The following is a 12968-nucleotide window of genomic DNA, read 5'->3' on the forward strand; positions in this document are numbered from 1 at the left end:
CGCTGCCTTATTGCGCATGAAACCCCTTAACTGGTACATCTTAATGGTCAAAAGGAAGGGGATGCAACACCTATGAAGAAGATGCTAAAATTAATTCTTTTCATGGCGGGTTCTTTCATTATTATTTTGTTTGATATGGATGTGCAGAACATTCATGTACATGCAGTGGTTCCTGAAGAGATGACACCGCTCCTAAAAAGTAAAGCGAATCAGAAAATCGCTTATTTGACTTTCGATGACGGACCATCTTTGAATACCATGGAGATATTGGATATTTTGGACCGCTATCATGTTAAGGCCACATTTTTCGTTAAAGGTAACGAAGAAGCATACGCAAAGGAATGTTATCAGGAAATGATATCCCGCGGTCATTCGATTGCCCTTCATTCATATACACATGATTATTCCATCGTTTATCGGTCTACTGAGAGTTTCTTTCAAGATTTGAATAGGCTTGAAACCATGCTGCAAGAGGAGTATGGGATAAAAAGCCGTATTGTGCGCCTTCCTGGAGGCTCGAATAATCGCCTGCGGCATCAGGCGTCAACGAAACCAATCATCAATGGAATCCTTCAACAACTAAAGGAAAAGGGGTATATTTACATTGATTGGTCCATTGACTCGACAGATGGTTTCAGTCCGTCAATAAGTGAACAACAAATCATTACTGCTGTACAAAAAGGGACGAAAAATCAAAAGCATGTTAATATCTTATTGCATGATATCAATAGTATGAAAAATACAGTGAAAGCATTGCCTGATATAATTGAATTCCTTAAAAAAGAAGGATATACCTTTGATACTATTGATGAGACAACGCCAAAAATGCAATTTAATTGATGAACACATAGTTTAACTATAGTAAATTAAGGTATAGGATATTGAGATTACAATGCGAAAGGATTTATCGTCTCTATGATGCCATCATTGTTTTTATCACACGGAACACCGCTATTAGCTTTGGAAAAGAATAGCTATACCTCTTTTTTGAAGGATTATATGCAAACTATGAAGAAACCTGCTGCCATCGTTATTTTGTCAGCGCATTGGGAAAATGAAGGTCAAATGATTTCTGCAGTGGGGAAGCATGAAGTCATTTATGATTTTGCAGGATTTCCTGAAGAAATATTTCAGGTAACCTATCCTGCCAGGGGATGCCTTGAGCTGTCAGATCGAATTTTAACCTTATTGTCCAGGATAGATGTATTGGGGGAACTTGATGAAAGGCGCCCCCTGGATCATGGAGCATGGGGGCTTTTGCATATCATGTATCCCGAAGCAGATATCCCGACCGTATCCATGTCCATAAGTCCTGCGCTGCCATTGGACAAGCAGTATGAAATTGGGAAAGCGTTGAGGGAATTAAAGGAAAGTAATGTCCTGATCATAGGAAGCGGTGGAATTGTCCATAATTTCACCCATATTCAGAAAGACATGCATGTTGCAGAAGGATGGGCAATCGAGTTTGAGAATTGGGTCGAAGAGAAAATCATGAAATGGGATTTGCAATCTTTGTTCAATTATGAAAATATTGCCCCTTACAGTACAGAGGCTGTGCCTTCCAAAGAGCATTTCATTCCATTGGTCATCGCAATGGGGTCAGGGGATGACAACAAAAAAGCGACTCTTTTGCATAGGAGCTATCAATATGGCAATCTGAGTTTAACAGCTTGGAAGTTTGAGTGAGGTGAAAGGGTTTTCAAACTAGTTAAATTTACCTGAAAAATAATCATTATACAAAAATACAAAAATCTTTTTTTAGCGAAAAAAAGACTTAAATGAGCAAAAAAGACAATTAAAAGCGATTTTTGACGAATTAAGCAGAAATATAGTTGAAAAAAGGTTGTATAAAGTGGTTTAACCTTTGGATATTTCGACAAAAACATGTTAATATAACATCTGAAAACGTTTTATCCTTTAAAATTTTATTATTCAAGAACCAAAGTTATTTATTATATATCTTATATATATCGTATATTTGGGGAAAATTAGAAGAAAGAAATTTGGGGATGGATAAAACGGAATGAAAAAAATTATGAGAAAAATTTGGGGGTTTACAAAATGACCATCAATGATTCTAAGGTATTAGACCACTGGAAAGCTTTTTCAGGTCCGAACCTTGGGTATGTCATGGAGCAATACGATTTATTTCTAGCCAACCCGGAAGAAGTGGATCCGGAACTGAAAAACTTTTTTGAAGTAGCAGGTCCTCCTTCATTCGATGTATCGGCAGAAACAACGACTGTAAGTGCATCAACTGTACAAACTGGAGAAGTTCTTCCAATGAAGAAAATTATGTCTGCAGTGAAGTTAGCTGAAAATATCCGTGCATACGGACATCTTGCTGCAAATATTTATCCTTTAAAAGAAGAAGCTCTGGACACTGAACAAATTCACTTTGAAAAATATGGCTTGACTGCAGATGATTTAAGGAAAATACCGGCTGACTTCATTTGTCCGGAATCACCTGAAGACGTGAAAGACGGATACGAAGCCGTACAATACCTAAAACAACTCTATACAAAAACGATAGCCTTTGAATTTCATCATGTTAATGACTTGGATGAAAAGCAATGGCTTACTGATATGGTCGAATCTGGAAACATGTTCCCGGAAGTGGGAAAAGAGAAAAGAGAACTATTACTTAAACGATTGAATGAAGTAGAAGGTTTCGAGAAATTCCTTCACCGCACATATGTAGGGCAAAAACGTTTCTCAATTGAAGGACTGGATGCTATGGTTCCGATTTTAGATGAAATGATTTCACAAACTGTCCAAAACGGAACGGGTAATGTGAATATTGCCATGGCTCACCGTGGCCGTTTGAATGTGCTTGCACATGTATTAGGAAAGCCTTATGAGGTCATTTTCTCTGAATTCCAACATTCACCGAATAAAGATTTGGTTCCTTCCGAAGGTTCGACAGGCATTAACAATGGATGGACAGGTGATGTTAAATATCATTTAGGTCTGGATAAACAGATTACTAAAGCTAATATACAAAAAGCAAGGATTACACTTGCCAATAACCCAAGTCACTTGGAAGTAGTCGGTCCAATCGTGGAAGGGTATTCTCGTGCGGCTCAAGAAGACCGTTCAGAGAAAGGTTTCCCGGTGCAAGACATTTCCAAATCTCTTGCAATCCTGATTCATGGTGATGCTGCATTCCCAGGTGAAGGAATTGTACCTGAAACGTTTAACTTAAGCCGTTTACGCGGTTATCAAGTTGGCGGCGCAATCCATATCATCGCCAATAACATGATCGGTTTTACAACGGAAAGTGAAGATTCACGTTCAACCTTATATGCTAGTGATTTGGCAAAAGGCTTTGAAGTGCCGATCGTGCATGTAAATGCAGATGATCCAGAAGCATGTATGGCTGCTGTGAACCTTGCTAACCTATATCGTGAAAAATACAACAAGGATTTCTTGATCGACCTGATCGGTTACAGACGTTTCGGCCATAACGAAATGGATGAGCCATTGGTGACTCAACCTGAAATGTATGCATTAATCCATAAGCATCCTACCGTAAAAGAGCTTTATGGAAAAAAACTTATCGAATCCGGCGAGTTCACTGAAGCTGAAGTTAAAGCGATTGCTGAGCAAGTGGATACAAGGCTTGCAGATGCATATGCGAAAATTTCCGGAAATAAACCGGAAGCTTCCAAAGAGTGTAATCCTCCTGGGATTATTGAAAAAGGACTTCCAGCCATTGAAACGGCAGTTCCGAAACAAGAACTTGTTACAATTAACGAAGAGCTTGTTAAGTGGCCGGAAGGATTCACCCCTAATAAAAAATTAGGAAAAATTTTATCACGTCGCTTGGATTCCTTTGGTCCAGACGGAAAAATCGATTGGGCACATGCCGAGACATTGGCTTTTGCATCGATTTTGAGTGACGGCACGCCAATCCGTTTGACAGGACAAGATTCAGAGCGTGGAACATTCGCACAACGTAATATCATGTTACATGATAGTGTTAATGGAAAAACATATTCACCACTTCACACACTTGAAACTGCCAAAGCTTCATTCGCTGTTCATAATAGCCCGCTTACGGAAACGGCAGTTCTGGCTTATGAATATGGTTATAATGTTTTTGCACCTGAGACACTTGTATTATGGGAAGGCCAATTCGGTGACTTCGCTAATACAGCACAAGTGATCTTTGACCAATTCATCGCGGCTGGCCGTGCAAAATGGGGTCAAAAATCAGGTCTTGTCATGCTGCTACCACACGGTTATGAAGGACAAGGGCCAGAGCACTCAAGTGCACGACTGGAACGCTTCCTTCAATTAGCAGCTGAAAACAACTGGACAGTCGCCAACTTAAGTTCGGCAGCTCAATACTTCCATATCCTTAGAAGACAAGCTAAGATTTTGGATCAAGAACAAGTACGTCCGCTTGTCATCATGACACCGAAGAGTATGCTTCGTAATCAAGTGATGGCTTCTACAACAGAAGAATTCAGTGAAGGCGCATTTGAATCATTCGTAGAAACCAAAGCTTTGGGCAAAAAACCTAAATCGGTTGAACGCATTGTTTTTGCAACAGGTAAATTGGCGGTTGAACTTCGTGAAAAAGCGGCAACTGAAAAAAATACGGATTGGTTGCAAATCATCAGTATCGAGGAAATTTACCCATTCCCATTCACTGGAGTTCAAGAAGCCCTGAAAAAATATACAAATCTTAAAGAAATCTTCTGGGCTCAAGAAGAACCTAAAAACATGGGTGCTTGGACATTTGTTGAACCTCGCCTGAATGCAGCGGCTCCTGGCAATCTTTCGGTAACATATATAGGAAGGAAGCGCAGATCAAGCCCGGCTGAGGGAGATCCACTTGTCCATAAAAATGAACAACAACGGATTATGACTCAAGCAATTACACGCAATAATGAGGGGGAGAAATAAAATGGCTGAAGTAAAAGTACCTGAATTAGCAGAATCAATTTCTGAAGGATCTATTGCGCAATGGTTAAAACAACCCGGTGATCACGTTGAAAAAGGAGAATATGTCCTTGAACTTGAAACGGATAAAGTGAACGTTGAAATCATTTCAGATTATACTGGTACACTTTCGGAACATTTAGCAGAAGAAGGCGATACTGTCCAAGTTGGACAGGCTATCGCCATCGTTGATGAAAATGGATCAGCTGCAGCAGCTCCAAAAGCGGAAGCTCCTAAGGTTGAAGAAGCTAAAGCAGAACCAGTTAAGGCTGAACAAGCGGCTCCTGTTAAAGAGGCTCCTAAAGCAGAAGCGAAAGAAGCATCATCCACTCAACAAGTTATTGCATCACCAGCTGCAAGGAAATTGGCTCGTGAAAAAGGAATTGACTTGACTCAAGTGCCTGTAGCAGATCCACTAGGTCGTGTACGTGTACAAGACGTAGAAGCAGCAACTAATGCACCTGCAGCACCTGCTGCAGCTCCAAAACAAGCAGTTGCACCTAAACAAGCAGCCGCTCCAGTTGAAGTGAATGATGACCGCATTGAAGTGGTTAAGATGACACGCCGTCGTCAAACCATTGCCAAACGTCTAGTTCAAGTACAATCAGAAGCAGCCATGCTTACTACTTTTAACGAAGTAGATCTTTCTGCAGTCATGGAATTGCGTAATCGCCATAAGGATTCTTTCGTGAAAACAAATGATGTTAAACTTGGTTTCATGTCATTCTTCACTAAAGCGGTCATTGGCGCATTGAAAAAATATCCGTTATTGAATGCTGAAATCCAAGGCGACCATATCCTGAAAAAGAACTTTTACGATATCGGTGTAGCAGTATCCACTGATGAAGGTCTTGTCGTTCCGGTTGTAAGGGATGCCGACCGCAAAAGCTTTGCTGAAATCGAGAAGAACATTTCGGATTTAGCTGTTAAAGCGCGTAACAACAAACTGGGACTTTCAGATTTATCAGGTGGTACTTTTACCATCACAAACGGAGGGACTTTCGGTTCTCTATTATCTACACCAATCTTGAATGCCCCTCAGGTTGGGATTTTGGGCATGCATACAATCAAGACTCGTCCAATCGCTGTTGGAGATCAAATCGAAAACAGACCAATGATGTACCTTGCATTATCTTATGATCACCGTATCGTAGACGGAAAAGAAGCTGTAGGTTTCTTAGTGGCCATCAAAGATATGCTTGAAGATCCAGAACAACTTTTACTTCAAGGTTAATAAAATAATACGAACCCCCCTGTCATCTTGACATGGGGGTTTTTTTTGTGAAGAACTGAAAGGATATTTTCATAGAAAAAAAGATAATGGGATTCAAAAGTTTTTTTCTGAATGAATGGTTTTGAAGGTAATGATGAATGAATTTGAATATTTTTAAATGTTTATGATTGATTATTCCTTCGTTTTCATATATGATGATGATATTAAAGTGAGGTGGGCGAATTGTTGACAACTGAAAGGCATGAGTTCATCTTATCGATCCTTAAAGAACAAGGAACGGTAAAGCTGCAGGAGCTTGTAGATCAGTTACAAGCCTCGGAGTCGACCATTCGGAGAGATTTAGTGCAACTCGAAGAAATGAAGCTCTTGAAACGCGTGCATGGCGGGGCCTCTTTACTTCAAAGAAAAGGCCTTGAACCAACAACTATGGAAAAGCAATATAAAGCAAGAGCTGAAAAACAACTTATAGCAAAGCTGGCGGCTTCATTCATAGAGAAAAATGATTGTATATATCTTGATGCAGGCACGACAACTGCCGAAATGATCCCTTATTTAAAGGATAAAAATATAACGGTGCTGACAAATGGTCTTATGCATATTCCAAAGCTCATCGAATTGGAAATCAAAACAGTGTTAGTTGGCGGAACGATAAAATTTTCGACAAATGCGGTTATAGGAAGCAATGCTGTGCAGTTTTTGAATGAATACCGTTTTGATAAATGTTTTTTGGGAATGAACGGCATCCATCAAGATTTGGGTTTCACAACACCCGACCCGGAAGAAGCCCTGCTGAAGAAGATGGCATTACGCCTCTCTAACGAAGCCTACGTACTTGCTGACAGTTCAAAACTGAATGAAGCTACTTTCGCTAAGGTGGCAGATGTAAGCGATGCCATAATCCTTACTGACAGCAATGATGAAGAGGCTGTTGCTCAACTTCAAAAAAATCCAAAGATAAAGGTCGTGACCATTTAATGATTTATACAGTGACACTTAACCCATCCATCGATTACCTGGTCGAGGTGGAGAGTTTTCAAATGGGCAAGGTGAATCGAACCAGTTATGATGCAAAATTCCCTGGAGGGAAAGGGATCAATGTTTCCCGAGTGCTAAAAAGGCTAGGAAATAATACGACAGCGTTAGGATTCATCGGTGGACAAACAGGTGAATTTGTAAAAAGGTTTTTAAGACAGGAAGAGATTTTCACGGACTTTACAGAAATAGCTGGAGATACAAGAATAAACATTAAATTGAAAACAGGGCTTGAGACCGAAATTAATAGCCAAGGGCCAGTCATTTCAAAAGGGAATTATCAACAATTATTCAGTCAGATTGAACAGTTGAATAATGATGATATCCTCATTTTGTCAGGAAGCATCCCTCCAAGCGTTCCTTCCGATGTATACGAAGCCATGGCAAGAACCTGTTCCCATAACGGCATAAAAGTGGTGGTGGATACGAGTGGCAAGGAATTACTGAATGTCCTTCCGCACCGGCCATTTTTAATCAAGCCCAATCATCATGAGCTGGGTGAGCTTTTTTCCACCGAAATAAGTACGGTTGATGATGCTAGGGAATATGGCGCTAAATTGGTTGAAGCAGGAGCACAAAACGTTATTGTTTCAATGGCGGGACAGGGTGCCGTGCTTTGCTCCGGTGGAGAATCATATTCCGCAAATGTTCCAAAAGGGAACGTCATCAACTCAGTGGGTGCCGGTGATTCCATGGTAGCAGGTTTCATCGGGACTTATGAAAGGAAAGGGGATATTCTATCTGCTTTCCGATTCAGCCTTGCAGCAGGAAGTGCTACAGCCTTTTCATCCGATCTCGGTACATTGGATAAAATTGAAGAGTTATTACCGCAAATTGCTATCAATCAACTAACAGGAGGCTGACTCTATGAAAATTACAGACTTGTTAAAATTGGATACAATCATAATCGATCTGCAAAGTGTTACAAAGCAAGCAGTCATTGATGAACTATCAGGAAAGTTAGCCGAGGCAGGCAGGTTAAATGATGTGGATGGTTTCAAAGCTGCCATCTTAAAACGTGAAGAGCAAAGCACAACAGGGATTGGTGAAGGGATAGCCATACCGCACGCAAAAACAAATGCTGTAAAGATACCTGCCATCTGTTTCGGAAAATCGGTCAGTGGTGTGGATTATGAATCGCTTGATGGGCAGCCAGCTCATTTGTTCTTTATGATTGCAGCAAGTGAAGGAGCGAATGCAGATCACTTGGAAACCCTTTCCCGGCTTTCTTCGTTACTGATGGATGATAAATTCAGGGCCCGATTGATTTCTGCTTCTTCTGGTGAGGAAGTGTTGGAGATAATCAATCAAAAAGAAATGGAGGCTTATGAAGAAGAAAGTGAAGAGCAGCAATCGAGTAATGGTGCCAGCGGTAACAATAAAGGAGGTAAAATCCTTGCCGTTACAGCTTGTCCAACAGGAATTGCCCATACTTATATGGCTGCAGATGCGTTAAAGGCCAAAGCGAAGGAAATGGGAATCGATTTCAAAGTGGAAACAAATGGTTCCACAGGAATCAAAAATGGTTTAACCGCCGCAGAAATTGATGAGGCGGATGCGATTATCGTTGCAGCTGATAAGCAGGTGGAAATGGACCGTTTTAATGGTAAACATGTCATCATTGTCCCTGTTGCCCATGGGATCCGGAAGACCGAGGAACTGTTAACAAGAGCCGTGAATCAGGATGCACCTGTTTACAATGGAACTGGAAATGATAAAAGTGATGAAGGTGATTCAGCTAAAGGTGGATTGGGGATTTACAAGCACTTGATGAATGGTGTAAGTAATATGCTTCCATTTGTCGTCGGGGGCGGTATCTTGATTGCGCTTTCTTTCTTTTTTGGAATCGAGGCAGCAGATCCGGCAAATCCGGAATATAATCCCATTGCCAAAGCATTAAGTGATATTGGCGGGGGAAATGGTGCCTTCTTCTTGCTTGTCCCTGTACTAGCTGGATTCATTGCTTCAAGTATAGCCGACCGTCCAGGTTTTGCCCCTGGTATGGTAGGGGGATTATTGGCAGCACAGGCTAATGCCGGTTTTCTTGGCGGACTGATTGCCGGTTTCCTTGCAGGTTATGTCGTCTTACTATTAAGAAAATTGTTTTCCAAGTTACCGCAAACACTCGATGGCATTAAACCGGTTTTACTCTATCCTGTATTCGGGATGTTAATTACAGGGTTTATCATGGTATTTCTCGTAAATGAACCAGTAACCGCAATTAACACGGGACTGACCAATTGGCTCCAGGGCTTATCAGGCACGAACGCAATATTCCTTGGCTTGATTCTTGGCGGTATGATGGCTGTGGATATGGGAGGCCCCATAAATAAAGCGGCATTCACTTTTGGGATTGCAGCCATTGAAGCATCAAGTTTCGGACCGCATGCTGCAGTTATGGCTGGTGGAATGGTTCCTCCTCTTGGAATCGCATTTGCAACTACATTCTTTAAAAGTAAATTCAGTGAAATGGAAAGGAAATCCGGTTTCACTAATTACTTCATGGGTGCTTCGTTCATTACAGAGGGAGCCATTCCTTTTGCGGCTGCGGATCCATTGCGGGTTATCGTCAGCAGTGTTGTTGGGGCAGCGACGGCAGGAGCGCTGTCAATGGCTTTTAGTGTAACATTGCCAGCCCCACATGGGGGAATATTCGTCATCCCCCTAGTCAACCATCCTTTCCGCTATTTGCTGGCGATTTTAATAGGGTCCCTCATTACCGCTTTAATATTGGGATTCTGGAAAAAGAAACAAAAATAAATATACTACCAAAAGCGGGTCCGAGAAAAATGGACCCGCTTTTTAATATTTCCATTCCAAAATTTCGATCCGGTTGCCGAAGTGATCGGATAAATATATACGGTTCGCCCCGGGTAACCTCTCGTCTTCTGTAAAAGAAATATGCTTAGTCATTAAATGTTGTTTAAATTCAGTGAGATTTTCAACTTCAAGTGCTGGATGCGCTTTTCTTGCGGGAATGAAATTATCCTCCTTTCCGACATGAATTTTGATCGATCCCGATTCAAACCATATCCCGCCATTGGAACTTAATGACGGAGGCGTAATTCACTTCCCGGAACATTAATATCTCAGTGAAAAACTTCCTTGATTGGTCCTCGGTATTTTTAGGAGATGCTAATTGGTAATGGTCGATTGACTTAAAAATGAAGTTCAGCTTTCAACCCATCCATTTCCTTATATATCCAATTTTAAAATAAATCAATCAATAAGGATATATTATTTTTTTAATTGTCATCGATAAGATTTCCTTATGTTTTAGTCGTGAGTGGTTTAAGAAAGCATGAATGTAATGTTTATGGGTAAAGGAGTATTAAAATGAACAAAAGGAGTGAATGTAGATGCTGAAGAAAAATACCTTAAAAACGACGAAAAGGGATGATATGATTGATGTAACGATAGAAGTACAGGCATTCATCAAGGAAAATGGGATTCAAGAGGGGATAGCTCTTATATATTGTCCACATACGACAGCAGGAATCACGATTAATGAAAATGCTGATCCCGATGTCAAAAAGGATATATTAAGAAGACTGGATGAGCAATATCCATGGAATCATACATTGGATTTACATATGGAAGGGAACACGGCTGCCCATTTGAAATCAAGTACGGTTGGTTCTTCACAACAGGTGATCATCCATAAAGGGAGCTTAGTCCTTGGTACTTGGCAGGGTGTATATTTTTGTGAATTCGATGGTCCCAGAGAAAGGCAATATTTTATTAAATTATGTGTCGACCAGTAAAATGGAAGGTACTGCAAGGATGAGGTGGGTGGAAGCGGATTGGACGATGTTTGGATTGAAGGAAGCAAAGTCAAATTGAGGAATGTTAAACAAGCCGATTTAAAACGTTTATGGAGCCTGAAATATGGCGAAGCCGATCCAGAATGGAAAAAGTGGGATGCACCTTATCAGCCTCTTGAACTCATTGATTTCCATACGTTTATCGATAAAGAAACGAAGCATAAAACCTATGATGAGAATATCGGGGCTTATTCCGAGCTATTAATGGAAAAAAACGATCAAATTATAGGTTCTGTTGTATATTACTGGGAACATGAACCTTCACGATGGCTTGAAATCGGAATTACTATTTTTGATCCCAAGTATTGGAATGGCGGTCATGGAACAGAAGCATTAATGATATTCATTGGCTATTTATTCGAAAACCTGGAGATTGAGCGGGTTGGACTTACAACTTGGTCAGGTAATGAACGTATGATCGCAGTTGGAAAAAAGGTTGGCATGCAAGTAGAGGGAAGAATGAGAAAATGCCGTTATCATGATGGTTATTATTATGATTCAATCAGAATGGGAATGCTGCGGGAAGAGTGGGAATCATTAAAATTCCGAAGATGAATTGACCCTGAAAATTTTTCCTTCATTTCCTTGGAAAAAATTTAGCACTGTTTTCTCCCATATGGTCTGTTATCCTAGGAAGGTGCTTAACGAGGAGGTAACAGGATGAAATTATCAGTATTAATATCCGTGATAATGACTCTAAGTGTCATCGTACTTGGTATAGCTTTTCCTAAGGGAACGACAAGTGAAGCTTCTGATGGGGCAACCAAACATGTCATTAAACAAGGTGAATCGATATGGGATATTGCAAAGCAGCACGGTGTTCCAATCGGTAAGTTAAAAAAAGTCAATAATAATGTAAATAATGTTGTCGAACCTGGTAAAACATTGATTATTCCACATGTAATGAATGAAAAAGATAAAGAATTATTAGCAAGGCTTGTGCATGCAGAAGCCAAAGGGGAACCATACAGAGGAAAGGTCGAGGTGGCAGGAGTTGTTTTGAATCGCCTTGATAGCAATGAATTCCCTGATACGGTCCGGGAAGTGATTTATCAAAAAAACCAATTCTCGCCTGTTGGTGATGGCAGTATAAACAAACCTGCAGGAAATGATGCCAAGAGAGCTGTCAATGAAGCATTGGCCATTCATGGCTACACAAATGATGCCTTGTATTTTTGGAATCCCAGTATTTCGGACAGCGAATGGATGAAACAATTAGAAGTAATAAAAATTATCGGCGGCCACCATTTTGCCATATAAACTGCATATTAAAAACCGGCTTTCCAAATGGGGGGCCGGTTTTTTTGTTAAACGATATCAGCCCACATTTCGCGGGGATTCAGTTCATAAATGCTGTTTTCCCGGTACATGATGCTTCCGATAATGAGTTCACGTCGTATCGTTGCATAATCATCATGGAAAGACTGGATGAATTCATTCAGTTCTTTTTCCGGATATTTTCGTCCCTTCTCCAACAGGCCTGCAATATGATGAAGAACGACCATTTTCTTTTTTCTCTGTGCTGGTATGGTTTTTAGTCGACCATCTGGAGTAAAAAAGTTTTCAAGGATCTTTTTGTGTTCTAAATTCAGCTTTTGACTTTCCATTTTATTGGAGTCCTCCTTAGTTGAAACCATTTTAGGTAATGCTGACGAATAATGCTTCAGGACATCTTCATTCAAAAAATAATATACCGTATTTTTTTCCCTCCGATCCTTCACTAAATTAATGTCTTTCAATTTCGTTAAATGGTGTGAAATGGTTGGGGCCGTCAATTTTAATATTCCCGCAAGTGCCTGTCCGTGTTTTGGTCCGTTTGCCAGGATGGATATAATCCTAATCCTTGTCACATCACCAATCGTTTTGTGGAAAGCTACCAATTTTTCTAATTGCAATTTTGTCCCCCCTCATAATTAGATTATCATCTA

The 12968-nt window shown here is 40.5% G+C and carries 11 protein-coding genes; 10 read left to right on the forward strand and 1 reads right to left on the reverse strand.

What is annotated here, in order from left to right; genetic code table 11:
* The first annotated feature begins 72 nt into the window (after positions 1-72).
* From ACIQ0C_RS04390 to ACIQ0C_RS04435, 10 genes are all read left to right on the forward strand, one after another.
* Entirely contained in the window at positions 73-840 is a 768-nt protein-coding gene (locus tag ACIQ0C_RS04390; protein WP_403057329.1) for a polysaccharide deacetylase family protein, read from the forward strand.
* Between the two features lie 75 nt (positions 841-915).
* Positions 916-1686 (forward strand): dioxygenase family protein, encoded by a 771-nt coding sequence (locus ACIQ0C_RS04395; RefSeq protein WP_403057332.1) that lies wholly within the window; start codon positions 916-918, stop codon positions 1684-1686.
* 375 nt (positions 1687-2061) lie between these two features.
* Positions 2062-4914, forward strand: coding sequence for a 2-oxoglutarate dehydrogenase E1 component (locus ACIQ0C_RS04400; RefSeq protein WP_403057334.1), 2853 nt, complete (start codon positions 2062-2064; stop codon positions 4912-4914).
* A 1-nt stretch (position 4915) separates the two neighbouring features.
* Positions 4916-6184, forward strand: coding sequence for a 2-oxoglutarate dehydrogenase complex dihydrolipoyllysine-residue succinyltransferase (gene odhB, locus ACIQ0C_RS04405; RefSeq protein ID WP_403057337.1), 1269 nt, complete (start codon positions 4916-4918; stop codon positions 6182-6184).
* 222 nt (positions 6185-6406) lie between these two features.
* On the forward strand, positions 6407-7159 hold the full coding sequence (locus tag ACIQ0C_RS04410) for a DeoR/GlpR family DNA-binding transcription regulator (RefSeq protein WP_403057340.1): 753 nt from the start codon (positions 6407-6409) through the stop codon (positions 7157-7159).
* Positions 7159-8079 carry a 1-phosphofructokinase gene (gene pfkB, locus ACIQ0C_RS04415; protein ID WP_402837729.1) on the forward strand — a complete coding sequence of 307 codons (921 nt, stop codon included), beginning with the start codon at positions 7159-7161 and terminating at the stop codon, positions 8077-8079. The genes ACIQ0C_RS04410 and pfkB overlap by 1 nt, the downstream gene beginning before the upstream one ends.
* 4 nt (positions 8080-8083) lie before the next feature.
* The gene (locus ACIQ0C_RS04420) at positions 8084-9976 is read left to right on the forward strand and encodes a PTS fructose transporter subunit IIABC (RefSeq protein ID WP_402837727.1); all 1893 of its coding nucleotides are present in this window, start codon (positions 8084-8086) and stop codon (positions 9974-9976) included.
* 599 nt (positions 9977-10575) lie between these two features.
* A complete protein-coding gene (locus ACIQ0C_RS04425; RefSeq protein WP_402837725.1) occupies positions 10576-10980 on the forward strand; it encodes a secondary thiamine-phosphate synthase enzyme YjbQ in 405 nt (134 codons plus the stop codon).
* A gap of 39 nt (positions 10981-11019) precedes the next feature.
* Complete coding sequence (locus ACIQ0C_RS04430) at positions 11020-11595, forward strand: GNAT family N-acetyltransferase (RefSeq protein WP_403057343.1); 576 nt, start codon at positions 11020-11022, stop codon at positions 11593-11595.
* 105 nt (positions 11596-11700) lie between these two features.
* Positions 11701-12300 carry a cell wall hydrolase gene (locus tag ACIQ0C_RS04435; protein ID WP_403057346.1) on the forward strand — a complete coding sequence of 200 codons (600 nt, stop codon included), beginning with the start codon at positions 11701-11703 and terminating at the stop codon, positions 12298-12300.
* Positions 12301-12347: 47 nt separating this feature from the next.
* Here ACIQ0C_RS04435 and ACIQ0C_RS04440 read toward each other — a convergent pair whose 3' ends face one another.
* A complete protein-coding gene (locus ACIQ0C_RS04440) occupies positions 12348-12935 on the reverse strand; it encodes a DUF2087 domain-containing protein (protein WP_403057349.1) in 588 nt (195 codons plus the stop codon).
* Between the last annotated feature and the right edge of the window lie 33 nt (positions 12936-12968).

Origin of the sequence: Peribacillus sp. NPDC096448, from assembly GCF_044762675.1 — a bacterium.
Taxonomy (GTDB): domain Bacteria; phylum Bacillota; class Bacilli; order Bacillales; family DSM-1321; genus Peribacillus; species Peribacillus frigoritolerans_B.